The organism is Sphingomonas koreensis (genome assembly GCF_002797435.1).
GTDB classification, from domain to species: domain Bacteria; phylum Pseudomonadota; class Alphaproteobacteria; order Sphingomonadales; family Sphingomonadaceae; genus Sphingomonas; species Sphingomonas koreensis.
This window is the reverse complement of record NZ_PGEN01000001.1, coordinates 539,591-565,990: the sequence shown is the minus strand read 5'-3', so window position 1 is coordinate 565,990 and position 26,400 is coordinate 539,591. Positions and strand designations below refer to the sequence as shown.

The following is a 26,400-nucleotide window of genomic DNA, read 5'->3' as shown; positions in this document are numbered from 1 at the left end:
TCACCGAGAGAAGCAAGCGATTGGGAGAGACGAGATGAAGTTGGTAGCGGGTGTGGCGACGGGAGCGGTGGCGCTGGCGGCATTGGGCGCGGCGCTCGCGCCCAGCTTTGCGCAGACCAGCGGGGCGCCCGCAGCCTTTGCTGCCTGCCGCGCCTGCCACACCGCCAACAAGGGCGGCAAGAACGGTCTCGGCCCCAATCTCTACGGGATTATCGGCAAACCTGCCGCGGCGGTGCCGGGCGTCAGCTATTCCGCGGCGCTCAAGGGCTCGAAGCTGAAATGGGATGAGAAGACGCTCGACGCCTTCCTTGCCAATCCGTCCAAGAAGGTTCCTGGAACACGGATGCCGATCGGCACGCCCGATCCGGCGAAGCGCGCCGCGATCATCGCCTATCTGAAGGCCGAGAGCGCAAAGTGATGCCGCCGATCGCGCGCAGAAGCCTGCTTGCGGGAGGGGCGGCGCTGCCGCTCGCAGCGCTGGCGGGCGCGCGCGAGTCCGCGTCCAATGCCGCCCGTTTCTCGCTCGCTTATGCGCCGCACGAGGGCAGTTTCGCGAGCCGGGGCGGGCTGATCGAGCAGATCGCCTTCGCCGCCGATCAGGGTTTCCGGGCGTGGGAAGACAATGAAGCCGCGGGCCGTCCGGTCGACGAGCAAGTGCGGATGGCGCGGGCGCTGGCCCAGCGCGGCATGCGCATGGGCGTGTTCGTCGCGAGCATGCCGAAATGGGCACAGTCGCGGCCGCTGCTCGGCGGCAACGACGATGGCGAGCGCGAGGCGTTTCTTGCCGATATCCGCAATGCGGTCGATGTCGCGAAAAGGCTGAACGCGACGCAGATGACCGTGGTGACCGGGTTCCTCGATCCGCGCGTGCCGGTCGATATTCAGACCGCGCGGCTCATCGACGTCATGCGCCGCGCCGGCGACATCATGGCGCCGCACAAGCTGACGATGGTGATGGAGCCGCTGAACACGCGCACCAATCACCCCGGCGTATACATGCGGACGATCGCGCAGGGCTATGCCGTGGCGCGTGGCGTGAACAGCCCGGCGGTCAAGATCCTCGCCGATCTCTATCACGAGCAGATCCAGTCAGGGAATCTGATCCCCGCGCTCGATGCCTGCTGGCCAGAGATCGCCTATCTCCAGTTCGGCGACAATCCCGGCCGCAAGGAGCCCGGGACCGGCGAGATCAACTATGCGACGATCGTCCGCTGGCTCCGCGCACGCAACTACACCGGCGTGATCGGCATGGAGCATGGCAATTCGATACCCGGCCGCGCCGGTGAGGAGCGCCTGATCGCGGCCTATCGCACCATCGATCGACAAGGAGGAGAGGCATGACGCGCATGCGCAAGGCCGGTTGCCTGATGGCCGCATGGATCGCGGTCGCCGGCGCATCCGCGCAGGAAAAGCCGGGGTTCAGGGACACGCCGATGCTGCCCGACGGCAAATGGCGAGTCCATGATGCGGACCGCCCGGCGCCCGTGGTGGTGACGCCAGCGACGCTGCCGGGGGGCGCACCCTCCGACGCGATCGTCCTGTCCCCGGACGCATGGCAAGGCCAGCTGGCGCCGTGGACCGTCGCCGGCGGCGTGATGACGGTGCCGCCGCGTCCGGCGGGCGGCGGCGACAACAATCTTGTTTCGCGTCAGAGCTTCGGCGACGTCCAGCTCCATCTCGAATTCCGTTCGCCCAACCCGCCCAAGGACACGTCGCAGGATCGCGGCAATAGCGGCGTGTGGTTCATGCAGCGCTACGAGGTGCAGATCCTCGACGGGTATCGGAACCCCACCTATGCCGACGGCACGGTCGGCGCCGCCTATGGGTGGAAGCCGCCGCTGGTGAACGCTGCGCGCAAGCCCGGCGAGTGGCAAAGCTACGACATCGTATTCGAGCGGCCGCGCTTTGCCGCGGACGGCAAGCTGCTTCGCCCGGCCTATGTCACGGCGTTCCTGAACGGCGTGCTGGTGCAGAACCGGCAGGCGCTGCTCGGCACGACGGTGTGGCGCAAGGTCGCGGCCTATCAGGCGCACCCCGATGCGGCGCCGCTTCAGCTGCAGGATCACGGATCGCCGGTCTCGTTCCGCAACATCTGGGTACGCCCGCTGCCCGAAGCCGCCGTCGATCACGATCTGCCCGGAGAAGCCAAATGATCAACCGCAGAACCGCGCTGGCGGGCGTCACTGCCATGTTCGGCGCATCGCTGTACGCGCCGCTCGCGCGTGCGGCCGGCGCGCCGCGCGGGGCGGATATCCCCGCCATTTCCGAAGGTCCGCCGAGCGTTCGGGTGTTCACCCCCGTGCAGCGCGCGGCGATGTCTGCGCTGAGCGATCGTGTCATCCCGGCCACCGATACTCCAGGCGCGATCGCCGCCGGGGTGCCGGACTTCATCGAGAAGATGCTGGCCGACTGGGCGCTGCCGGGCGATCGGGTGCCGATCATCGCGGGGCTGGATGCGATCGAGGCGCGCAGCCTGCGCGACCATGGCGTGTCTGCGGCCAAGGCGACAGCGGAGCAGCTGGACGCGCTGCTCACGCTGGCCATGAACAGGCAGCTCCCTGGAGCCGACGCGTTCTTCGAGCCTTTCCGGCAGCTCGTCATCGTCGGCTATTACACGTCCGAGATCGGGATGACGCAGGAGCGCGAATATCTCCCGGTGCCGGGCGAGTATAACGGCGAGTTTCTCTACTCTCAGATCAACAAGGTGTATTCCGCATGATCGCACGCAGAACCGTGCTCGCAGGCGCTGCGGCGGCCGCCGCGCTTGCCTGTTTCCCCGCTGCCGCCGCCGCACCGCGCAGGGCGATCGGTCTTCAGCTCTACACGCTGCGCGAGATCTTCGCGAAGGACCCGGCCGGCACGCTCGAGCAGGTCGCACGCATCGGCTATCGCGAGGTCGAGTTCGGCGGGGGTGGCTATGACGCGATGGACCCCGTCATGCTGCGCGCGACGCTCGACCGGCTCGGCCTGAAGGCGCCGTCGATCCATGTCGGCTATGACGCGCTGCTCGGCCAGTTCGAGCGGCAGGTCGGTCTCGCCAAGACGCTCGGTGCCGACACGATCATCCTGCCCTACATGACCGACGAGCATCGCACCGGTCCGGGATGGCAGGCGGCGCTGCCGAACATCGCGCGCTTCGCTGCGGAGCTCAAAAAGGCGGGGCTCGGCTTCGCCTACCACAATCACGATTTCGAATTCACGCTGAAGCCGGGCGGCGTCAGCCTGTTCGAGCAGCTGCTCAGGGAAACCGATCCCGCGCTGGTGAAGATCGAGCTCGACCTGTTCTGGGCGGTGAAGGCCGGCGAGGATGCGGGCGCGCTGATCGACCGCCTGTCGAGCCGGCTCTATGCCTATCACGTCAAGGATATGCGCGCCGATGGCGGGATGGTCGCGGTCGGCGCCGGCACGATCGATTTCGCGGCGCTGTTCAAGCGCAAGGGCAGTGCGGGCGTGCGCCATTTCTACGTCGAGAACGACCAGGCACCCGCGCCCTATCTTCCCGACGTCACCACGAGTTTCCAGACGCTGCGCGCGCTGCGCTTCTGACCGTACAGGAGTATTGGGTTATGGCTTCGACCAACAGGTTTGATGCGATCGTCATCGGGTCCGGCGTCAGCGGGGGCTTTGCGGCGAAGGAACTCACCGAGAAGGGCCTGCGCGTGCTGATGCTCGATCGCGGCGTGATGGTCGAGCATGGCGAGGACTACACCTATGACGGCAAGCCGGCCTATGAGGTCCCGGCACGCAACATCATGCCCAAGCCGCTGATCGAGAGCGACTATTTCATCGCAAAGAACGGCTATGTCGCGCCCAGCAACCGGCGTTTCTACAATGACGACCGGCTGAACCCCTATGCCCATGACGAAGGCAGCAAGTTCTTCTGGATCCGGCCCGGTGCCGTCGGCGGCAAGTCGCTGATCTGGGGGCGGTGGAGCTTCCGCTGGAGTGCCGACGATTTCGAGGCCAACAAGCGCGAGGGCATCGATGGCGACTGGCCGATCCGCTATGACGATATCGCGCCCTGGTACAGCAAGGTCGAGAACTATATCGGCGTCTCCGGCTCGCGCGAGAATCTGCCCCAGCTTCCCGACAGCGAGTTCCAGCCGCCGATGCCGATGAACATCGCGGAGAAATGGGTGAAGCAGCGGCTTGAGACCCAGTTCCCGGGCCGCAAGCTGATCAACGCGCGCCTGTCCAACCTGACCGAGGACAAGCCCGAACAGAACCGGACGAAGTGCCAGATGCGCAATCAGTGCGGCAATGGCTGCTCGTTCGGCGCCTATTTCTCGACCCAGGCGGTGACGCTGCCGGCTGCACGCGCGACCGGGCGGCTGACGCTCCGGTCCGATGCGGTCGTCACCAATCTCGAATATGATCCGGTGAGGAAGCGCGTGACCGGCGTGCGCTTCGTCGATGCCAGGACCCGTCAGGCGGAAGTGGTCAACGCCGACCTCGTCTTCCTCTGTGCTTCGGCGATGGCTTCGACCCAGATCCTGATGAACTCGCGGGCAGCCGGCAGCGGCCGCAGCCATTTCGATTCAAGCGGAACGCTCGGCAAATATGTGATGGATCACATCTTCCGCGTCGGTATCGAAGGGGAAATCCCCGGCATGAGCGAGTATATCGAATATGGCCGGCGCCCGGGCGGGATCTACATTCCGCGCTTCCGCAATATCGGTGCTGACGAGAATCTCGGCTTCAAGCGCGGCTATGGCTATCAGGGCGGCGCCCATCGCGATGTTGCACCCCCGGTCGGTTTCGGTGCGTCGATGAAGCACGGCATGCGCAAGTACGCGCCGTGGAAGTTCCATATCAGCGCGTTTGGCGAGTGCCTGCCCTATCGCGACAACTCGGTTTCGTTGCACGCGGACAAGGTCGATCGCTTCGGGGTTCCGCTGATGCGCTTCGATGTCCGTTTTCGTGAGAACGAGCTGCGCATGATGGCCGACGCCAGGACGCAGGGCGAGGCGATGCTCAAGGCGGCGGGTCTGGGCAGTGTGCGCAGCTGGGAAGGCGAGCATGTTCCAGGTGACGCCATCCACGAAATGGGTGGCGCGCGTATGGGCGCCGATCCGCGCAGCTCGGTCCTCAACAGCTGGAGTCAGGCGCACGACGCCTCGAACCTGTACGTGACCGACGGGGCGCAGATGGCATCGGTTTCGTGCGTGAACCCTTCGCTCACCTTCATGGCGCTCACCGTCCGGGCGGCGGACCACGCGGTCCGCACGCTGCGCAGCGCCGGCACATGAGGTTGGATTACGCATAAGGCGCCGCGGGCACGCGCACCGCGATCCCATCGTGGAGATCGGGTGAGGGGCTCCCGCCGCTGCCGGTTGCCCGGGTGATCAGCTCCTCAGGGCCGGAACCGGTCTAGGCCGGGACGGCGCACGCGCGTCTGCCGTCAGCCACTGCGAGTCGCGCCTGCCCGTGCGTCGCGAGTCTGAGCAGATCGTCACGCAGCTACCTCAGCGACTGACCGAGGTCAGCAGGCTCTCGCATCGCGCATATTTACGTGTGCAGGGGTTCGCAGAGACATTCTGCTCGCCATTAAAGCGCCGCGCCTTCCGCTTCGGCATCGCCGCCGTCAAAGTCGTCACGGCTTGTTTGTTGTATGATGGTATGATGAGTGCCGATCACGGATGTTTAGTTCAGGACATGGCTTGTTAAGGAATTCGTAACTTGCTGCTGAGATTCCTTATCATATTTAAAGTTCTGCGGGTGTTTGTAGATTATCGAATCAGAAATGCCTTTTGCAATGTGCAAATTGCATTGGATCGATACTGGTAAGGTCGGTTTTACATCCGATCTGGATTAGTTAATATTGATATTACTATAAGATTTTGGGGTAGTTCGTGCATCTGATTTGATCTTTTTGTCGCACATAGGGGATTAGATATGGAAAAGCGTATCGAAATCACGCCTCGTAAAGCTGGAGCTGTCGAAGCTCACCTGGTGCAACAGAAGAATGCCACTATACCCATAGAAGATGCGGCGCGGATCAAGGTTACGGCTGCGCGCAGCGAGCTTGCGGAAATGGTGCGAGAGGGGGATGACCTCATCTTGCGGTTCGTCGACGGCACGACGGTGCGGCTCGATCGCTATTTCAACTGTCCCGCTGAAACGATCCCTGAAGTGGTCTTTGTCGAGCCAGGGGAGGGAGGACAATGGCGCGCTGCGTTGAGCGAGCGTTCGTGTCATCTCCCTACCGACAACTCCGTAGAGGCGCTTGGCTATTCGTTCGAGCCTTTGTCATCGGGCGCGGCTGCGGGCGGGGGCCTTAGCGGCGGGCTGCTCGCCGGATTGGGCGCGTTGCTTGTTGGCGGCGGCGTGGCAGCCGCGGCGGGTGGCGGTGGCGGTGGGGGTGGCGGCGGCTCCAACCCCGGCGGCCCGCCGGTTGATACGACGCCTCCTGCAGCACCCACCGTTGCGCCGACCAATGGCCGGGAACTGACGGGCACGGCAGAGGCCGGTGCGACCATCCGCATCGACGTGAATGGCGACGGAAGCGTCGATGGGACGACCACGGCCAATGCATCGGGGAACTGGACCTTCACCCCGACCACCGCGCTTGCAAATGGTGTGACGGTACGGGTGACGGCGGCAGACGCCGCCGGCAACGTCTCGCCGCCGACCACCGTCACCGTCGATGCCGCAGCGCCGGCTGCGCCCGTCATCAATCCAACCAACGGCAGTGTGATCGCGGGTACGGCGGAGGCCGGCGCGACGGTTCGCCTCGATCTCAACAATGACGGCACTGTGGATGCCACGGTGACGGCAAACGGGACGGGGAACTGGACCTATACGCCCGCGACCCCCGTTGCCAATGGTACCACGGTGACCGCGACGGCGACGGATGCCGTCGGCAATGTCTCGCCTCCGGGCAGCGTTGTGGTCGATCGCCTTGCGCCGCCTGCCCCGACGATCAATCCCAGCCGCGGAGACGTGCTGACCGGCACGGCCGAAGCAGGCGCGACCGTCAGGCTTGATCTCGATGGGGATGGCGATGTCGACGCGACCGCCACCGCGAACGGCTCGGGTAACTGGAGCTATACACCCGCTAGCCCCATCCCCAACAATACGACGGTGATCGCGACGGCGGCCGATGCCGTCGGCAATGTATCGCCACCCGCCAGCATCGTGATCGATTCCCTGGCGCCCGCGGTACCGACGATCGGCGATATCGCCGACAATGTCGGGGCGGTGCTGGGCAGCGTGAGCAATGGCGGCGTCACCGACGATACCACCCCGACACTGTCGGGGACGGGCGCCGAGGCCAATGCCACGATCACCATCTACAACAACGGCACGGCGATCGGCACGACCACCGCCGATGGCGCGGGGGCGTGGAGCTTCACGCCCGCGGCACTGCCGCCGGGTGCGCACAGCTTCACCGTCTCGGCGACCGACGCCGCGGGCAATGCCAGCGCGCAATCGGCTGCCTATGCGATCACCATCGACACCAGCGTCCCGGCGGTGCCGACGATCGGCGATATCGCCGACAATGTCGGGGCGGTGCTCGGCAGCGTGAGCAATGGCGGCGTCACCGACGATACCACCCCGACGCTGTCGGGGACGGGCGCCGAGGCCAATGCCACGATCACCATCTACAACAACGGCACGGCGATCGGCACGACCACCGCCGATGGCGCGGGGGCGTGGAGCTTCACGCCCGCGGCACTGCCGCCGGGTGCGCATAGCTTCACCGTCTCGGCGACCGACGCCGCGGGCAATGCCAGCGCGCAATCGGCTGCCTATGCGATCACCATCGACACCAGCGCGCCGGCGGTGCCGACGATCGGCGATATCGCCGACAATGTCGGGGCGGTGCTGGGCAGCGTGAGCAATGGCGGCGTCACCGACGACACCACCCCGACGCTATCGGGGACGGGCGCCGAGGCCAATGCCACGATCACCATCTACAACAACGGCACGGCGATCGGCACCACCACCGCCGATGGCGCGGGGGCGTGGAGCTTCACGCCTGCGGCACTGCCGCCGGGTACGCACAGCTTCACCGTCTCGGCGACCGACGCCGCGGGCAATGCCAGCGCGCAATCGGCTGCCTATGCGATCACCATCGACACCAGCGTCCCGGCGGTGCCGACGATCGGCGACATCGCCGACAATGTCGGGGCGGTGCTCGGCAGCGTGAGCAATGGCGGCGTCACCGACGACACCACCCCGACGCTGTCGGGGACGGGCGCCGAGGCCAATGCCACGATCACCATCTACAACAACGGCACGGCGATCGGCACCACCACCGCCGATGGCGCGGGGGCGTGGAGCTTCACCCCCGCGGCACTGCCGCCCGGTGCGCATAGCTTCACCGTCTCGGCGACCGACGCCGCGGGCAATGCCAGCGCGCAATCGGCCGCCTATGCGATCACCATCGACACCAGCGTCCCGGCGGTGCCGACGATCGGCGACATCGCCGACAATGTCGGGGCGGTGCTGGGCAGCGTGAGCAATGGCGGCGTCACCGACGACACCACCCCGACGCTGTCGGGGACGGGCGCCGAGGCCAATGCAACGATCACCATCTACAACAACGGCACGGCGATCGGCACCACCACGGCCGATGGCGCCGGGGCGTGGAGCTTCACGCCTGCGGCACTGCCGCCCGGCGCGCACAGCTTCACCGTCTCGGCGACCGACGCCGCGGGCAATGCCAGCGCGCAATCGGCTGCCTATGCGATCACCATCGACACCAGCGTCCCGGCGGTGCCGACGATCGGCGATATCGCCGACAATGTCGGGGCGGTGCTCGGCAGTGTGAGCAATGGCGGCGTCACCGACGACACCACCCCGACGCTGTCGGGGACGGGTGCCGAGGCCAATGCCACGATCACCATCTACAACAATGGCACGGCGATCGGCACCACCACCGCCGATGGCGCGGGGGCGTGGAGCTTCACGCCTGCGGCACTGCCGCCGGGTACGCACAGCTTCACCGTCTCGGCGACCGACGCCGCGGGCAATGCCAGCGCGCAATCGGCTGCCTATGCGATCACCATCGACACCAGCGTCCCGGCGGTGCCGACGATCGGCGACATCGCCGACAATGTCGGGGCGGTGCTCGGCAGCGTGAGCAATGGCGGCGTCACCGACGACACCACCCCGACGCTGTCGGGGACGGGCGCCGAGGCCAATGCCACGATCACCATCTACAACAACGGCACGGCGATCGGCACCACCACCGCCGATGGCGCGGGGGCGTGGAGCTTCACCCCCGCGGCACTGCCGCCGGGTGCGCATAGCTTCACCGTCTCGGCGACCGACGCCGCGGGCAATGCCAGCGCGCAATCGGCTGCCTATGCGATCACCATCGACACCAGCGTCCCGGCGGTGCCGACGATCGGCGACATCGCCGACAATGTCGGGGCGGTGCTCGGCAGTGTGAGCAATGGCGGCGTCACCGACGACACCACCCCGACGCTGTCGGGGACGGGTGCCGAGGCCAATGCCACGATCACCATCTACAACAATGGCACGGCGATCGGCACCACCACCGCCGATGGCGCGGGGGCGTGGAGCTTCACGCCTGCGGCACTGCCGCCCGGCGCGCACAGCTTCACCGTCTCGGCGACCGACGCCGCGGGCAATGCCAGCGCGCAGTCGGCTGCCTATGCGATCACCATCGACACCAGCGCGCCGCCGGTGCCGCTGATCGACTCGATCGTCGATAATGTCGGGCCGATACTGGGCACCGTACTCACCGGCGGTACGACCGATGACACGCTACCGACGCTCAACGGGTCGGGCGCCGAGGCCAATGCGACCATCACCATTTATGACAATGGCGTCGCGATCGGAACGACGACGGCGGATGGTGCGGGTAACTGGAGCTTTACGCCAGGTTCGCCTTTGGCATCGATCGCGCACAGCTTCACCGTCTCGTCGACCGATGCCGCCGGCAATTCGAGCGTGCAATCGGCGGCCTATACGATCACGATCGACGCGATCCCGCCAGCAGCACCGGCGATCACGAGCGTAACCGACAATATCGGGTCGGTCATCGGCTCTGTCGCGAATGGCGGCTTTACAGACGACACCATTCCGGTGCTTGCCGGGACGGGTGCCGAACCCAATGGCCTGGTACGTATTTTTGACAATGGTGTGCTGATCGGCACGACGACGGCCAATGGTGCGGGAGCCTGGAGCTTTACGCCGGGCGCGCCGCTCACCGAAGCCAGCCACAGCTTTACGGTAACGACGCGGGATGCGGTCGGCAACGAAAGCCTGCCGTCTGCAGCACATGTCATCACCGTCGACCTCACCGCTCCGACCGCGACCATCGCCATCACCGGCATTTCGGATGATACCGGCGCGCTGGGCGACTGGCAGACCGACGACACTTCTCCGACCATCAGCGGGACGCTGAGTGCAGCGCTTGGTGCCAGTGAGCGCGTCGAGATCAGCCTTGATGGCGGCGCGACATGGGCGCAGGCGACGGTTTCGGGAACCACATGGTTCCACGGCCCCGGTACGATCGGTCTGGGCGCGCACAATATCAGCGTGCGGGTCATCGATGCCGCCGGCAACATCGGCAACAGCGCAAACCAGGCGATCACCGTCACAAATGTGAATGTCGGGCCGATCGTTCAGGCGACCAGCGCTTCCTTGCTCGGACTGATCAGTGCCGAAGCACTCGGATTGCTCGATCTTAGCGGCCAATCCCTTGTCGCAGTCGATCCCGACGGCAATCTGTCGAGTGTCGTGGTGCGCTACGCTCCGCTGCTGGCGCTCAACCTCGGCGCCTATACGCTTACCGGATCGGCGCAACTGGCGGCCGAGCTCGGACTGCAGGTCAACATCGTCAACGATCCGGGCGTGCTCGGTCTGATCGCCCCGACTTCGACGATGACCATCACCAAATTGGGTGGCGGCGCGATCGACAATCTCGCGATCAACGAGTTCCTGAAATCGGTTCATTTCAATCAGGATCTGACGCTCGTCGGCCTGCAGGTTCTGGGCTCTACGACGATAACGGGTACCGATACCGACGGCGTTTCGAGCACATCCGCAGTCGGCACGCTGCTCGATCTCAGCCTGATCAATATGAACGGCAACCCGACGCTGATCGAGGGTGATGTCAGCGCCAATACGCTCAACGGCTCGGCGCTGAACGAGCGCATCTATGGCTATGGCGGCGGCGATATCCTCCACGGCGGCGGCGGCACCGATCTGATCCGGGGCGGCGCCGGTGCCGACGAAATCTACGGCGATGGCGGCAACGACGTGCTGATCTTCGATGCGGCGGATGTCATCATCGACGGCGGAACGGGAACCGATATCCTGTTGATGGATAGCGGTACCGGTCTGGTCGCGACGATCGATGCTGCAACCAATATCCGCAATATCGAGAGCATTCATCTTGGCAGTGGCGATGGCGGGCGGAGCATCGCGATCGACGAGGCCGGGGTTCTCGCCGCCACCGACAGTAACCGTCAGCTCATCGTTACAGGTGAAAGTAATGACAGCGTCAGCCTGACTGGTGCGGTCTATCAGGGGCAGACGTTGATCAACGGCCACGCCTACAACCAGTACGTACTGGGAAGTGTCACGGTGATTGTTGAGGATGCCGTTGTTGTTATCGTTATCTAGGGGTGGACAGAGATACCCAGATTGATAACCTGATGGTAATGACGAACGTACGATCGGCTCTCCTTCGGACCTTTGCATCGAGAGTATCGGGCGTTCTGCTTGCAGGGGCTTTCCTTGCCGGTGGGACGCTCCCGTCAGAAGCGCGGCAGGTTGAAGACGCGCCGCTGGCGGTTCCTTCACGCGAGAATGCCGCGTTGCAGTCCGAAGGCCGGATCGACATCGCCGACGCCGTAAGGCTGACGCTCTCGCGACACCCGGACATCGCCCGCGCGATGGCGACGCTGGCGCGCGGACGTGCCGAACTTGGGGCAGCGCGCAGCGTCTGGACGCCGCAGCTCTCCTATCAGGCCAATATCGGTCCCAACATGCTTTCGGGGAAGAGCGGCTCGGGGCTCAACGACAATATGGCGGGGCCCAGCCTGACGCTCAATCAGCTGGTGTGGGATTTCGGCCGCTCGAAGGGCGAGATCGGCTATGCGGCCTCGACCGAGAGGCAGCGCGGCTTCGAGCTCGAAGCCGTTGCCGACGAACTTGCCGAACGCGGCGCGGTCTCCTTTCTGGACGTCAAACGATTCGAGCTGCTCGCGCTTGAAACCCAGAAGCATGTTCGTTCGCTCGAGCGGCTGCGCGGGCTGATCGGGCTGCGGGTCAATGCGGGGATTTCGGACAGGTCGGACCTGTTGCTCGCCGATGTCCGCGTAGAGAGCGCGCGCGCCGACGAGATCCGCGCGCGGTCCTCGCAAACGGTCGCCAAGGTGGCGCTGGCCAATCTGATTGGCGGCGTCGCGGATAGCTATACGGACCCGGCACCGGTGATCGCCGGCTTTGCGGAGCGCGACGCTGAACCCGATTTTGCGCAGCTGCCAGTGATCGCCGCCGCCGAACAGGCGGAGAAGGCCGCCGCCGCACGCATCGGCCAGGCGCGTGCGGAACGCTATCCGCGGCTCGGGCTTCAACTTGGCTATACCCGCAACAACTACAGCTACAATCTGCGCGACAACGGCTTCACCGCGATGATGACCGTGTCCGGCGATCTCTATCGCCGCAGCAATCGCTATGCCGTGCGTGCGGCCGAGGAGGATCGCCGCACTGCCGAAGCGGTCAAGCAATCCGCAATGCTTGATGTGCGGGGACGGGCACTGACAGCGCGTGAGGAAATCCGCGGCGGGTATCAGCGGATCGATGCCTATCGCCATCAGGAGCAGCAGGCGGTGTCGGCGAGCCGGATCTTCTTCGAGGAGTATAAGCTCGGCAAGCGCAGCCTGACCGATCTGCTCAACGCCGAACTGGAAATCTATCGCGCGGCCAGCGCGCGGATCGGCGCCGAATATGACATCATGACCGCGCGTGTGCGCTACGAGACGGTTCACGGCAAATTGCGGCAATCGCTGGGCCTTCCGTCTGCCCTGAGCGAGGGGGAAGAGGGTGGCCGATGAGGGGGACAGCTCCGTACCGCATTGGGGCGCTGCGCTGGTGGTGCTCGCCGGGCTGAAAGGCGTCAAGATCACCGAGGCCGAGCTTGCCGGGAGGCTGGCCTGGGGCAATCCCGCCGAGACCACGGACGCAAGGCTGATCGCGGCCGCACGCTCGGCAGGGCTGAAGCTCGATATCGTGCCGGCCGCAATCGATGATATTCCCGATATGCTGCTTCCGGCGATCTTCACGATGCGCGACGGCACGGTCGCGATCGTGCTGAGCCGGAGCGCCGACAGCGTCGAGATCATCCTGCCGCGGCTGCTCGACAACAGCCCCATGCAATTGCCGCTCGCCGATTTTCACGAAAGAGCTAGCGGACGCGTCGGCTTTGTCGAACCGCTCTCGACCAGGACGCGCGATGCGCGGATCGAGGCGTTTCTGCGCAGGCCGGTCAAGAGCTGGCTGCGCGATGCGATCATCGGTCACCGCAGTGGCTATCGCGACATCATGCTTGCCTCCCTGTTCGGCAACCTGCTTACGTTCGGCACGTCGCTGTTCGCGATGCAGGTTTGGGATCGTGTCATTCCGGCACAGTCGATTCCCACGCTTTGGGTGCTCGCGCTGGGCACCGGGATCGCGTTGTTGCTGGAGCTCTTGTTGCGAACCGCCCGTGTGGCGATCGTCGATCGCATCGGCCGCGAAGCCGATATGGCGATTTCGGCACGGGTCTTTGCGCGCGCGCTCGACATCCGCAACGATGCCCGGCCGCGATCCACCGGTGCCCTGATCGCGCAACTGCGCGACATCGAACAGATCCGCGAACTGCTGACATCGACCACCGTTGCCGCGATCGTCGATCTGCCGTTCATCATCCTGTTCCTGATCCTGTTCACGATGCTCGCGGGCCCGCTGACCTTTGTGTTGGTCGCTGCGGCGCTGCTGATCGCGGTGCCCGGCTTGCTGTTGCAGCGTCCGCTGGCGAAACTTGCGAAGGAGGGCATGCGCGAAGGCGCGCTGCGCAACGCGATTCTGGTCGAATCGATCGAGCGCGTGGAGGAGATCAAGGCGACCCAGTCGGAGGCACGCTTCCAGTCGCTGTGGGAACGCTTCACAGATACCGGAACGCGTATCGGCGCCGGCCAGCGCTTTCTGTCCTCGCTGTTCGTGAACTGGACGCAGACGCTTCAACAGCTCGCCTATACTGCGGTCGTCGTCGTGGGTGCTTTCCAGGTGATGGACGGCAACATGACGATGGGCGCCCTGATCGCATGCTCGATCCTCACCAGCAGGGCGCTCGTCCTGTTCATTCCTTTCGGGCAGATTTTCACGCGCTGGCAGAATGCGAAGATCGCGATCGCGGCGCTCGACGATCTCTTCGACAAGCCTGTCGATCATGATCCGGATCAGGGACTGCTTCGGCGCACCGTCTTGCGCGGCAACTATGAGCTGGAAGGCGTCAGCTTCGCCTATGACACCGACTCCCCGCCGGTGCTTCGGGTCGAGCGGTTGACGATCCGTGCGGGCGAGCGGGTCGCGCTGCTCGGCCGCATCGGCGCGGGAAAGTCCACGCTGCTCCGCCTGCTTGCGGGCATGGCGCAGCCGGGCGGCGGACGCCTGCTGCTCGACGGCACGAGCATGGGCCTGATCAGCCCTGCCGATATCCGTCGCGAGGCGGCCTATCTGGGGCAGGGGGCGCAGCTGTTTCTCGGCACGATCCGCGAGAATCTGCTGGTCGGCACGCCAGCCGCCCGCGACGAGGATCTGCTGGCGGCGCTGGCGGTCAGCGGTGGCCTTCCGCTGGTCCAGAGCCAGGCGCACGGCTTTGATCTGATGCTGCAGGAAGGCGGGGCCGGTCTTTCGGGCGGGCAGCGTCAGACGCTGCTGCTTGCGCGCACGCTGTTGCGCAACGGAAATATCCTGTTGCTGGACGAGCCATCCGCGCCGCTCGACGAGTTGAGCGAGCGCAATCTCGTCCAGCAGCTCGGTAGCTGGCTCGGCGGACGAACCCTGATTGTCACCACCAACCGGCCCGGCCTGCTCGAACTCGTCGATCGCATCGTCGTCATCGACAATGGGCGGGTCGCGCTCGACGGTCCCAAGGCCAAAGTGCTGGCCGCACTCTCGGGCGGACGAGGCGATGCCGCCGCCGCCAAGTTGCAGGGGCAACCGGCATGATGGGGTTCATCCGCCGCAAAGCCGCCGAACCTGACCTGCCCGGGGTGCCGGGTGGCTATGATGACGGTTGGCTGACGCGTTTCGAAACGCTTCCGATCATCCCGACCATCTCGCTCGGCATCGCCGCGCTACTGATCTGGGCCTATTTCGGTACGCTGGACGAGGTCACGATCGGCGCGGGCAAGGTTACGCCAACCTCGCGCTCGCAGGTGATCCAGAGCCTGGAGGGCGGGATCGTTGACGGCATCTTCGTTCACGAAGGCGATATCGTTCAGCCGCGCCAGAAGCTTGCCACGCTCGATCGTGCACGCTTCAGCTCGACGCTGGGCGAGGCCGAAGCCAAGGCGCGGACGCTGGAAGCGACCGCTGCGCGCCTCGAAGCCGAGATCAGCGGTGGTACGCCGCAGTTCAGCGAAGCCGTCCGTCAGACTCCGGGCTTGATGGCGCGGGAGCTCAAGCTGCTCGGTTCACGCCGCGAGAATCTTCAGGTCGCGACTGCCAGCCTCCGGCAATCGCTTGCGCTGGTCCGGCGCGAACTGGCGATGACCGCACCGCTCGTCGAACTCGGCGCGGCGAACAATGTCGAGGTCATCCGGCTCCAGCGGCAGGAGAACGAGCTTCAGGCCAAGCTCGATTCCCTGCGCAACCAGTTCGTGATCGATGCCAATGCCGATTATGCCAAGGCCAAATCCGAACTGGAGGTCGTCAATCAGGTGATGAGCGGTCGCCGCGATCAGCTCGACCGGACGACGATTGCCTCGCCGGTGCGCGGGATCGTGAAGAATCTGGAGGTCTCGACGATCGGCGGCGTCATCCAGCCTGGCGGGTCGCTGATGGAAATCGTGCCCCTTGGCGATGAGCTGCTGATCGAGGCGCGTGTCAGTCCCCGCGACATCGCTTTCATCCGCCCAGGCCTTCCCGCGACGATCAAGATCACCGCCTATGATCCCTCGATCTACGGCGCGCTTGAAGGGACGGTCGATCGGATTTCGCCCGATACGCTGCAGGACGAAGTGCATCGCGATCAGGTCTATTACCGCGTCTTCATCCGCACCAAGCGCGCAAGCCTGCGTACCAGGGATGGCCGCGAGCACGCGATCATGCCCGGCATGGTTGCGACCGTGGAGATTCGGACCGGCCGCAAGACCGTACTCGATTACCTGCTGAAGCCGATCAACAAGGCGCAGGAAGCGATGCGCGAACGCTAGACCTGCGGTCCTTTTGTTGCTTCTCGCGCGAACGGTCGCTGGCTATCCCGACAACGGCCGCTCGCGCGGGAGGCGAACAGGGAAATCTAGAACTTCGCGCCCAGCCTGATGCCGATCGTACGTGGGGTGATCGGAACGATATAGGGACGCTGATCGCAGGCGCCGCATTGCTGGAAGCGTGTGATCTGGCCACGCTCGTCCCAGATATTCTGCGCGAACAGCTCGAGGCTATAGTCGGCAAGTTCATAGCCGATCGCGAGGTTGCCGGTCGCATAGGACTGCAGCCGCTCGAGCGCCGCTGCCTTGGCGACACGGATGTCCGACGATGCGGAGCTCTGATAGGCGACCAGCCCCTGCACATAACCGCGTCCTGATCCCATCGGCATGGAATAGCGCGCCGTGCCGGTCAGCTTGAAGCGCGGCGTGACTGGCAGGCGCGTTCCCTTCGGCGCCAGCACATCGGTGCCGGTGCCGCTGCAGACCTGCGTCGCGCAGAGATCCTGCCGGGTCTTGGCATCGGTAAAGGAGCCCGACACCGTCAGGTTCAGCCCGCCGAATGAGGCGTTCGCATCCATCTCCACGCCATAGATACGCGCGTCGGGACCGTTCTGGATGATCGTGAAGCTGTTGGGGCCGAGGAAGGAGAATTGGAAGGCGCTCCAGTCCTGCATATAGACCGCGCCGTTGAAGCGCAGGCCATCGACCAGCGTCGTCTTCCACCCCAGCTCGTAATTGTAGAGCTTGTCCGCGGCATAGGGTTCCACGTCGCCGCGCCGGTTGATGCCGCCGGGGCGGAAGCCGCTTGAGGCAGCGGCGTAGAACAGCAGCCCGTCCTGCGGCTTCCAGGTCAGGTTGAGGCGATAGGTGACGCCTTGCCCCTCCGTCTTCTTCGGAACCAGCTTGCCGCTGGTGAAGGTCGCGAGGTTGGTGCACGGCCCGCCTGCGACCATCGCCGGCAGCAGCGTGTTGGTAGGGCTTCCGTCGAGATAGGCATCGCGCAGCGTCCGCCCGTCCGAGAGGAAGCAGCTGGCGACGCCGGTGCGCGAGCTACCCGCGGCATTGAAGGGCGACGCCGTATAGGGGCGGCCGTCCGCCGGATCGATGCCCGGATTGCGTCCGAAGCCGAAGAAGCCGATCAGCGAATTGTCGTAGATATAGGCGCGCGCGCCCGCGGTGAGGGTCAGCTGCGGCGTCAGGTCGAAGCTCGCCTCGCCGAACATCGCATAGTCCTTGTCGACGCGGTGCTGCTGCGTCAGCCAAAGCGTGCCCGGCGAGCCATTGACCGAGACGGCCGAGCCCAGTCCGGGGATCTGATAGTCCTGATGGATCAAGTTCGACTGGCGCTGATAGAAGAGGCCCGCAACCACCCGGAACCGGTCCGTCGAAGGCGAGGCGACGCGCAGTTCCTGGCTGGTCTTCTTGAAGTGATCGCTGCCGATGACGACCTGGCGCGGGTCGATCGTGTTGCCGGCATTGTCCTGATAGTAGAAATAGCCCGCCAGCCCGCCGACCGAAGCGTAGAGGTTGTCGTACGCCTCGGAATAGTCGGTATAGTCGTTGGACGCGTAGGTCTTCCGGTCGAGATAGGCGCCGGCGTAGGTGACGTCCCAGTTGCCGACCTTGCCCTCGATCGTCAGTGCGCCCTGGATGAAGCGGTCGCGGCGATATTCGGGGTAGAAATGCTGGACCTTGAGGTCGCCGACCCGCGGGTCATAGCCATAGGTGCCGTGGGCGCGCATCTCCTGGTACAGCACGGTCGGCGTGACCGTCCAATTGTCGTCGAGATCGATCTTCAGCGCGGCACGCCCGCCCCAGGTATCGGTATCGTTGTAATTGTCCTCGACGAACGCGTTGTTGTTGACGGTGATGCCGCCGGGGGTCGGCAGGAAGCTGCGCGTGCCGGCGACATTGTCGATATAGCCCGCGTCGCGCCGATAGAAGCCGACGAGCCGCAACGCCATGTTTGCCGAGAGCGGGGCGTTGATCATGCCCTCGATCTTGCCGCCTTGGCCGCCATGCTCGACGGTGTTCACCTCGGCATCGACCCGGCCCTCGAAGCCTGCCGTGTCGGGCTTGTTGGTGATGATGCGGATCGTGCCGGCCTGGCTCGACGCGCCGTAGAGCGTGCCCTGAGGCCCGGCGAGGCTCTCGATACGCGCGATGTCGTAGATATGGACGTCCAGCGTGCCGCCGATCGTCGTCACCGGCTGCTCGTCGAGATAGCTGCCGACCGACGGGAGCGAGCCCGAATGGTTGCCGTCGCCGCCCGACGCGACGCCGCGCATATAGACGGTGGTCGAGCCCGGCTGCGAGGTCTGGAACGCGACCGAGGGCAGGAGCTGGGTATATTCGTTGAAGTTCGAGATGTTGAGCTGATCGAGCCTGCGCGTGCCGATCGCCTGGATGCTGATCGGAACCGACTGGATGTTCTCGTCGCGCTTCTGGGCGGTGACGACGATCTCGTCCTGATCGGGAGGCAAGTCGGAGGTGGTGCTGCGCTGCTGCGCTTGCACGGAGACGGGTAAGATCAGGGCTGTCGATGCGAGCAGCCCGGACATCACGGCACGACGCATTGAAATGATCATTGCGGCCCCCTGAATATATCTTTTGTTCGGGAAGACTGTAGTTCGACGCAATAAACGTCAATCATCGCGAAGCGGGGCGTGCACAATCTTTGGGAATAGTGATGTTTCTGCAACGTTACAGTGTGTCGGGAACATCGGGGTAATAGTCGGCCACATCGCCGAGCGCGGCGGCGAGCGGTGCGAGGTGGGGGGCAAAGGGCCGCCAGGCGCGATCGCCGCCGGTGAAGATCGGCTGGCGCACCTGTTCCGAGCTGGCGGTCCGCACCGCGCGCTCGGTCTCGTAAAAGGCGAGGCAGGCGGGCTCGAACCCGACGTCGCAGGCGTCGAGCAGCCTGCGCACCTCCTGCTCGGTATCTGCCACCAGCGCCTCATGGATCACGCGATGGACGCGACCGGGCTGGACGCGGTCGAGATGCGCCATCAGCCGCACATAGTCGCGATAATAGCGTCCCATGTCGTCGAGCGCATAGCTGAACGCCTGGCCGCGGGCGAAATGCTGCTTGAAGTTGGAGAAGCAGCAGGCACGCGGCTCGCGGCGCGCGTCGATGATCACGGCGTTGGGCAGGATCAGGCGGATCAGCACGACATGCGCCCAGTTGTTGGGCAGCTTGTCGATGAAGAACGGCCGGTCGCTGCGGCGCTGGACCGCCGTACGGTGCAGATACTCCTCGCCCAGTTCGCGCGCTCGTCCTTCAGTCAATCCGGCAAGCCCGTGCGGATAGTCTGGAATGCGCCGCGCGAGTGCCGGCAGGTCGGGCAGCTCGGTCGTGCCCTCGATCGCGCTGTGGCTGGCGAGGATCTGCTCGATCAGGGTCGATCCCGCGCGCGGCATTCCCAGGATGAAGATCGGATCGCGCGCCTCGGAACCCCAGCCGGAGCGTTCGGCGAAGAAAGCCGGGGTGGCAAGCGCGATGCAGTCGTCCACGAAGCGCTCGGTCTCGTCGGCGTCATAGACGAGCTGTGTCCGGCGCAACGCGTTGCCATCGGCATAGTGGCCGAAGGCGCGATCCGCGTCTCCGCGATCCTCGAACGCCTTGCCAAGCGCGAAATCCAGGTGGAACCGGTCCTCCTCGCCAAGATCGGGGGCCGCGCGGGCCGCCTCCATCGCGGCGATGTCCGTGTCGTCGAACCGCACGGTCTTGAGGTTCGCGAGGCTCCACCACGCTTCGCCCAGTGCCGGGCGCAGCGCGATCGCGCGGCGATAGGCGGCGATGCCATCGGCCTGCCGCCCCACGGTCTTGAGCATATGGCCATAGCTCATCCACAGCTTGGGCTGTTCGGGCGCCTCCGTCAGCACCCGCTCGTACAAGGCGATCGCCTCCTCGAACGCGCCGAGCCGGCCGAGCGCGGCGGCCTTGAGGTTGGCATGGCCGGGATGATCGGGTTCCGCATCGATCAGCGCATCGAGTTCGGTGAGCGCCTCCTCCGCCCGGTTCTGGCGATAAAGGACCAAGGCGAGGTTGGAGCGCGCCGCGGTGAAGCCGGGGGCAAGCTCGACCGCGCGGCGCAGCAGCGTCTCGGCATCCTTCAGCCGTCCGATTCGCCCGGCCAGCTCGGCGAGCATGCGGATCGCACGCGCGTCGAACGGATCGCGCTTGAGATAGGCCTTGAGGCCGCGCTCCGCCTCGGACAGGCGATTGTCGTGCAGCGCCAGCGCCGCGTCCATGAGGTCGGGTGGAAAGCGCGTCGCGGCCATCGCGCATGATGATCACGCGCCCGCCCGCCGATCAAGCGCCGTCCGAATTTTTCCCGCTGGACGGATGCCCCTGCGGTGACGACAAGGGCGCATGGCCGATGGAGACCCGTCAACGCCACGGCGCGCACTCGGCTTCTGGCCGGCGCTGGCGCTGGTGGTGGGCAACATGATCGGATCGGGCATCTATCTGTTGCCCGCCACGCTCGCGCCGCTCGGAACCAATGCCCTGATCGGCTGGGTCGCGACGATCGCCGGTGCGATGACGCTGGCCTTCGTGTTCGCCCGGCTCGCGGCCAAGCTGCCCTGCGCGGGTGGCCCCTATGCCTTTGCCGATGCGGCGTTCGGCCCGGTCGTCGGCTTCGCCGTGGCCTGGAGCTATTGGATCCTGATCTGGGCCGGCAATGGCGCGCTGGCGATTGCGGTGGTGAGCGCGCTCAGCGTACCGTTTCCGGTGATTGCAAGCGGGCTCCCGGCCTTCGCGACGGCATTGCTGCTGATCTGGGGGTTGGTCGCGGTCAATATCCGCGGGGTTGCGCTGGCAGGCCGCATCCAGCTCGTCACGGCGGTCACGAAGCTCGTCCCGCTGGTCGCGATCATCCTGCTCGCGCTGTGGTTGCTGCTCGCGGACGGCCGGGCGGCGATCGTCGAGAACCCGACGGTGCCGATCAGCGCGGGGGCGATCTCCGCTGCGGTCGCGCTGACCTTCTGGGGGTTCCTCGGCGTCGAATCGGCGACGGTTCCGGCCGATCGGGTCAAGGACGCGGCACGGGTCGTGCCGCTCGTGACCCTGATCGGTACCGCGCTGACCGGCCTGGTGTATGTGCTCGTCGCGGGCGCCATCGGGCTGATGATGCCAGCGGATGTCACCGCCGCGTCCCCGGCGCCGCTCGCCGCCTTTCTCGGTCGCGCCTGGGGGACGGGCGCTCTGGAGATCGCCGCGATCTTCGCGGCGATCAGCGCGCTCGGCGCGCTCAACGGCTTCATCCTGCTGCAGGGCGAGATGCCCTGGGCGATGGCGCGCGGCGGCGTGTTCCCCGCCTGGTTCGGCAAGGAAAGCCCGCATGGCACACCGGCGCGCGCGCATCTGGTGTCGGGGGTGCTGGTCACGGTCGTGATGGCGCTCAACTATACCGGGGGCACCGGCACGCTGTTCGCCGATATCGCGACGATCAGCCTCGCCGCCGGGATGCTCGCCTATTTCGTCAGCGCGCTCGCCGCACTCAAGCTGCTCGCCGGCGATCGCGCGGCGACGCTGGCCGCCATGGTTGCCGCGCTGTTCGTGCTGTGGATGATCTACGGCCTCGGCCTGCGTGCCAATCTCTGGGGTCTTGGCCTGCTCGCGCTCGGGCTGCCCGTGTTCCTCTGGGTGCGGCGCACGCGTTAGCCGACTCTAAACCGGCAAAATCCGCCGCACGAACGAGCGGTCGCGCAGGATCTCGTGCGCGGCATTATGCCCAGGCGCGCCCGTCACGCCGCCGCCGGGATGCGTGCCCGCGCCGCACATATAGAGACCCTTGATCGGCCCGCGATAGTCGCCATGCCCCAGCATCGGCCGCGACGCCCAGAGCTGATCGAGCGACATATGCCCGTGCATGATATCGCCGCCGATCAGTCCGAACTTGCGCTCCAGATCGAGCGGCGAGTGGATCTGCACGCCGAGGATCGACTTGCGGAAATTGGGCGCGTGCCGCGTGACCGTATCGATGATGACATCGGCCGCCTTCTCGCGTTCCGCGTCCCAACTGCGGCCACCGGGCAGTACCGGCGCGAATTGCTGGCAGAAGAGCGAGGCGATGTGCATCCCCGGCGGGGCGAGGCTGTCGTCGACGCTGGTCGGGAGCTTCATCTCGACGATCGGTTCGTCGGACCAGCCCTTCGCCTTCGCGTCGGTAAAGGCCTTGTCCATATAGTCGAGCGTCGGCGAGATGATGATGCCGGCGGTGTGATGCTCGGCCTTCTCCTTGCCTGGCAGCACGCTGAAATCGGGAAGCTCGCTGAGCGCGACATTCATCCGGAACGTGCCCGATCCGGTCTTGTATCCGTCCATTCGCCGCGCGAACTCGGCGGGCATGTCGCCGCGATCGACGAGCTGGCGGTAGAGCAGGGCAGGGCCGGCGTTCGAGGCGACGATCGGCGCGGCGATCTCCTCGCCGCTCTCCAGCCGCACGCCGGCGACCTTGCCGCCATCGACCAGCACCTTGGCGACCGGCGCCTCCAGGCTGATCTCGACCCCGGCTTCCGCGGCGGCCTCGGCCATGTAGCGCGTGATCGCGCCCATGCCGCCGACGCTATGGCCCCACATGCCCTTCTTGCCGTTGATCTCGCCGAAGACGTGGTGGAGCAGGACATAGGCCGATCCCGGCGTATCGGGGCTGGCATAATTGCCCACCACCGCGTCGAAGCCGAACGCGGCCTGGATGTACGGGTTCTCGTACCAGCCATTCAGGAAATCGCGCGCCGACTTGAGGAACAGGTCCATCACGTCGCGCTGCGCCTCTACGCCCATCCCCACGAGCCGCTTGCCCTGCACCGCCGCCGCGAGCAGCGCGCGCAATCCGCCGCCGGCATTGGGCGGGGTCTTGAGCGAAAGGTCGCGCAGCACTTCGGCGACCCGTTCCAGCGCTTCCTCGTAGCGGGGGAAGGTGTCGGCGTCCTTGCGCGAGAAGCGCGCGAACTCCGCCTGTGTCCGCGCGGTGCCGCCGCCGAGCTTGAGATAGCCGTCGTCGTGCGGGAAGAAATTGCTGATCGTCCGCTCGACGATCCGCCAGCCGCGTTCGTGCAGCTTCATGTCGGCGATGACCTTGGGCCGCAGCAGGCTGACGGTGTAGCTCGCCGTCGAGTTGCGGAAGCCGGGATGGAACTCCTCGGTCACCGCCGCACCGCCGACGACGTCGCGCCGCTCCAGCACGCGGACCTTGAGGCCGGCGCGGGCGAGGTAGAAGGCGCAGACTAGGCCATTGTGTCCGCCGCCGATGACGATCGCGTCGTATCTCTTCATGTTCCCCCCGATCTCAGACGGTATGCGGACGGCGCGACCAGCCCGGTGCTGGCGCGCGATGGAGCCGTGCCTCCGGAATGGCGGCACGGATCTTCGCCGCGAAGCTGCGCAGGCACACCTCGCTCGCGCCGATCGGTCCGGCGGTGTAGCTGCTCGACGCCATGCCCTGTTGCACCCGTTCGATCAGCCAGGTGTCCTCGGCATTGACCACGCGGTTGATCCGCCAGTTGGCGTAGCGTGCCAGCTTCATCTCGCGCCGGTCATCGGGCAGCGCGAAGGTCATCTCGCGCAGCACGCAGCGGGTTGGCGAGACCGGCAGCCACTGCATGAAGTCGATCTGGTCGGCATAGATGTCGAACGCCATGTTCGGCCATAATTTGTAGTAGAGCCACAGCCGCTGGTTCGCCTCGGGCAGGTGATCGACGCGAGGAAGGTGGCGCTGGTAGAAGGCTTCCCAGGGATTGGCCGAGACGCGGTCGACCAGATAGCCCGACATCTTGTCGACCCATCCCGCCGCCTCGATCGCATAGGATTTGCCGAACAGCCGGGTCAGCCCGTCATGCGCGACCGGGATGTGAAGATTGTCCGAATAATTGTCGCCGACATTCTTCCAGTTGACCGCACGATCGCGGACGCGGACCTCGCCGATCCGGCGCATCTCCTCGAACCGATAGGGCGCGATCTCGTGATCGTAGGGCGCCATCATCTCGGCGGGGGAGGGGCCGCCATCATCCTCGAGCCGCACGAACACGAAGCCGCGCCAGATGGCGAGGCCGACCGGAACGAGGCCGCTGGCTTCCATGTCCAGCGCCGGATAGTCATGCCGCATCGGCACCCCGGACAGCCGCCCATCCAACTCATAGGCCCAGGCATGATAGGGACAGACCAGCTTCTTCGCGCAGCCCGCGTCGCCCTCCACGATCCGCATCGCGCGGTGTCGGCAGACATTGTGGAAGGCGCGGATCGTCCGGTCGCGTCCCCGCACCGCGATGACATTCTCGCCCAGAAAGGAAAGGGTGCGCCAGTCGCCCGGCTCGGCAAGGTCGCTCTCGTGGCAGACGATCTGCCACGACGGCCGCAGAATGCGCGCGGTCTCGAGCTCCAGAAACTCGGGATCGGTGTAGATCCAGCCGGGCAGCGACCAGTCGGCGTCAGGATCAAACCCGGCTTCGGGCAGGGGGGCAGGGGTTGCCATGGCCGGCTCCGCAATTTGCTTGTTGTACGATCGTATAATAGACTCGCACGATGAGCAAGCCCGGCTTCACCCGCGCCGAACCCGATGCGCGGCGCCAGTCGCTGATCGAGGCGACCGCGCGCGTCCTGGCGCGCGAGGGAGCGAGCGCCGCCTCGGTGCGCGCGATCGCGCTGGAGGCGGGCGTCTCGCCAGGGTTGATCGCGCACCATTTCGGCGGAGTGGATGCATTGATCGCCGCGACCTACGCCCATGTCGGAGAGCAGGTGGCGGCCGCGCTCGACAAGGCGGTAGCGGACGCGGGGAGGGATCCGCGCGCGCGGCTCATGGCCTATGTGGCGGCGAGCTTCGCACCGCCGATCGCCGATCGCACGCTGCTTGCGACCTGGACGGCCTTCTGGGGGCTGGTGATCGCGCGGGGCGAGATCGCCGCGCTTCATGACGCGCAATATGCGCGCTATCGCGACGAGCTGGAAACCTTGCTGGCGGCGTGCGGCCTTCCCCCGACCGCGCGCCGCCGTGCGGCCATTGCGATCGCTGCATTGGTCGATGGGCTGTGGCTGGAGCTCTGCCTGTCCCCTGCGGTGCTGGATGCGCGTGAGGCGCATGCGATCGCGGAAGCGCAGATCACCGCGTTGCTTGCCGCTTGAATCGGCCTGCCTGACAGGCCTCTGCCCGCCCGGCCATTTCAGATGACGGCGCCATCATCATTCGGCCTGCGCCTCGACGGGCTTGCGGGCCGCGACGGGCGGGGCCTCGGCCGCCGGCGTGGCGGCGACCCCATACTCGTCCCGCGCCGCCTTGAGATCGGCGAGGAAAGCGGGGTCAGCATTCAGCCGGGTCAGAACCGCCGCGGCGATCACGCGCGACGCATCGGTATCGCTCGGGAAATGATAGCCGCAGATCACCCGGCTCAGCGCATAGTCCCGCCCGCGTTCGAGGATCGCCGGTGCGCGCGCCGGCGCGACCTCGGCGAGCAACAGCGCAGTGGCCCAGCCATAGACGCTGTGCCCCGAGGGGTAGGAGGACCCGCCGCGTGGTTCGCTGTCGGGGGCGGGGATGGGAGTGCGGCCGCAACGACGGATCAGTTGATAGCGTTGATAGGGGCGGGGCCGCTGAAAGCTTTCCTTGCCGTTCCACACCGGATCCGCGGCATCGCGCATGGCGCGGTTCAGCAGGTGGATGAGGCGCGGGCTGTGGGCGCGGTCGATCGGCTTGCCGAACGCTTCGGCGAAACGCGGATAGACGCTCTTGCTGTCCAGGTCAGCGGCCGCCCAGCGGTCGGCGGGCACGTCGGCCTGGAACCGCCGTGAGATCGCCATGTCGACCTGATCGAGGATCGACTCCGCTGCGGGTGGCGGGCCGACGAGCAGGCGGTAATCGATGCTGCGCTTGGGCAGATAGCCTACCGGCTTCGGCTCCCCCTCGGGCCGTTTGATGCCTTCGAGGGACTGCGCCGCGGCAGGGGTCAGACCGGCAAGCGCGAACAGGGCCAGGCCGATCGCACGATGTGGGATGATCATCGA

At 65.9% G+C, this 26,400-nt stretch carries 17 protein-coding genes and 1 pseudogene; 13 read left to right on the top strand and 5 right to left on the bottom strand.

All coding sequences use genetic code 11. The features are described from left to right. Nucleotides 1-34 precede the first annotated feature (34 nt). The 11 genes and pseudogenes from BDW16_RS02745 (at nt 35) to BDW16_RS02700 (ending at nt 16,403) form a co-directional block, all read left to right on the top strand. Entirely contained in the window at nt 35-418 is a 384-nt protein-coding gene (locus BDW16_RS02745) for a c-type cytochrome (protein WP_066580049.1), read from the top strand. Beyond that, entirely contained in the window at nt 418-1,341 is a 924-nt protein-coding gene (locus tag BDW16_RS02740) for a hydroxypyruvate isomerase family protein (RefSeq protein WP_066580046.1), read from the top strand. Before BDW16_RS02745 ends, BDW16_RS02740 begins: the two co-directional genes overlap by 1 nt. Further along, nucleotides 1,338-2,153, top strand: coding sequence for a 3-keto-disaccharide hydrolase (locus BDW16_RS02735; protein WP_241230584.1), 816 nt, complete (start codon nt 1,338-1,340; stop codon nt 2,151-2,153). The genes BDW16_RS02740 and BDW16_RS02735 overlap by 4 nt, the downstream gene beginning before the upstream one ends. Continuing rightward, entirely contained in the window at nt 2,150-2,719 is a 570-nt protein-coding gene (locus BDW16_RS02730; protein WP_066580044.1) for a gluconate 2-dehydrogenase subunit 3 family protein, read from the top strand. The genes BDW16_RS02735 and BDW16_RS02730 overlap by 4 nt, the downstream gene beginning before the upstream one ends. Next, nucleotides 2,716-3,546: a sugar phosphate isomerase/epimerase family protein gene (locus BDW16_RS02725; RefSeq protein WP_066580041.1), complete on the top strand. Its 831-nt coding sequence runs from the start codon at nt 2,716-2,718 to the stop codon at nt 3,544-3,546. Before BDW16_RS02730 ends, BDW16_RS02725 begins: the two co-directional genes overlap by 4 nt. Before the next feature lie 20 nt (nt 3,547-3,566). Continuing rightward, nucleotides 3,567-5,249, top strand: a complete 1,683-nt coding sequence (locus tag BDW16_RS02720) for a GMC family oxidoreductase (protein ID WP_066580039.1) — start codon at nt 3,567-3,569, stop codon at nt 5,247-5,249. A gap of 646 nt (nt 5,250-5,895) precedes the next feature. Further along, a pseudogene (locus tag BDW16_RS21905) lies at nt 5,896-6,177 on the top strand (BapA prefix-like domain-containing protein); the annotation flags it as partial. Next, nucleotides 6,178-11,604 carry an Ig-like domain-containing protein gene (locus BDW16_RS02715; protein ID WP_422396482.1) on the top strand — a complete coding sequence of 1,809 codons (5,427 nt, stop codon included), beginning with the start codon at nt 6,178-6,180 and terminating at the stop codon, nt 11,602-11,604. Between the two features lie 194 nt (nt 11,605-11,798). After that, nucleotides 11,799-13,040 carry a TolC family protein gene (locus BDW16_RS02710; protein ID WP_241910303.1) on the top strand — a complete coding sequence of 414 codons (1,242 nt, stop codon included), beginning with the start codon at nt 11,799-11,801 and terminating at the stop codon, nt 13,038-13,040. After that, nucleotides 13,030-15,195, top strand: coding sequence for a type I secretion system permease/ATPase (locus BDW16_RS02705; protein WP_066577384.1), 2,166 nt, complete (start codon nt 13,030-13,032; stop codon nt 15,193-15,195). The genes BDW16_RS02710 and BDW16_RS02705 overlap by 11 nt, the downstream gene beginning before the upstream one ends. Continuing rightward, nucleotides 15,192-16,403, top strand: coding sequence for an HlyD family type I secretion periplasmic adaptor subunit (locus BDW16_RS02700; RefSeq protein ID WP_083954275.1), 1,212 nt, complete (start codon nt 15,192-15,194; stop codon nt 16,401-16,403). The genes BDW16_RS02705 and BDW16_RS02700 overlap by 4 nt, the downstream gene beginning before the upstream one ends. 86 nt (nt 16,404-16,489) lie before the next feature. On the opposite strand, the gene BDW16_RS02695 is transcribed toward BDW16_RS02700, so the two are convergent. Both BDW16_RS02695 and BDW16_RS02690 read right to left on the bottom strand, forming a co-directional pair. Then, complete coding sequence (locus BDW16_RS02695) at nt 16,490-18,988, bottom strand: TonB-dependent receptor (RefSeq protein ID WP_066577378.1); 2,499 nt, start codon at nt 18,986-18,988, stop codon at nt 16,490-16,492. 115 nt (nt 18,989-19,103) lie between these two features. Beyond that, nucleotides 19,104-20,684 (bottom strand): tetratricopeptide repeat-containing sulfotransferase family protein, encoded by a 1,581-nt coding sequence (locus tag BDW16_RS02690; protein ID WP_241230523.1) that lies wholly within the window; start codon nt 20,682-20,684, stop codon nt 19,104-19,106. Nucleotides 20,685-20,775: 91 nt separating this feature from the next. On the opposite strand from BDW16_RS02690, the gene BDW16_RS02685 reads away from it, so the two are divergent. Beyond that, entirely contained in the window at nt 20,776-22,068 is a 1,293-nt protein-coding gene (locus BDW16_RS02685; protein WP_066577375.1) for an amino acid permease, read from the top strand. Nucleotides 22,069-22,074: 6 nt separating this feature from the next. On the opposite strand, the gene BDW16_RS02680 is transcribed toward BDW16_RS02685, so the two are convergent. Both BDW16_RS02680 and BDW16_RS02675 read right to left on the bottom strand, forming a co-directional pair. Continuing rightward, entirely contained in the window at nt 22,075-23,682 is a 1,608-nt protein-coding gene (locus BDW16_RS02680) for a phytoene desaturase family protein (RefSeq protein ID WP_066577372.1), read from the bottom strand. 13 nt (nt 23,683-23,695) lie between these two features. Then, the gene (locus tag BDW16_RS02675; protein WP_066577369.1) at nt 23,696-24,877 is read right to left on the bottom strand and encodes an aromatic ring-hydroxylating oxygenase subunit alpha; all 1,182 of its coding nucleotides are present in this window, start codon (nt 24,875-24,877) and stop codon (nt 23,696-23,698) included. A gap of 50 nt (nt 24,878-24,927) precedes the next feature. On the opposite strand from BDW16_RS02675, the gene betI reads away from it, so the two are divergent. Beyond that, nucleotides 24,928-25,524, top strand: coding sequence for a transcriptional regulator BetI (gene betI / locus BDW16_RS02670; protein WP_066577366.1), 597 nt, complete (start codon nt 24,928-24,930; stop codon nt 25,522-25,524). 57 nt (nt 25,525-25,581) lie between these two features. Here betI and BDW16_RS02665 read toward each other — a convergent pair whose 3' ends face one another. Beyond that, entirely contained in the window at nt 25,582-26,397 is an 816-nt protein-coding gene (locus BDW16_RS02665; protein WP_066577364.1) for an acid phosphatase, read from the bottom strand. Nucleotides 26,398-26,400: the final 3 nt, after the last annotated feature.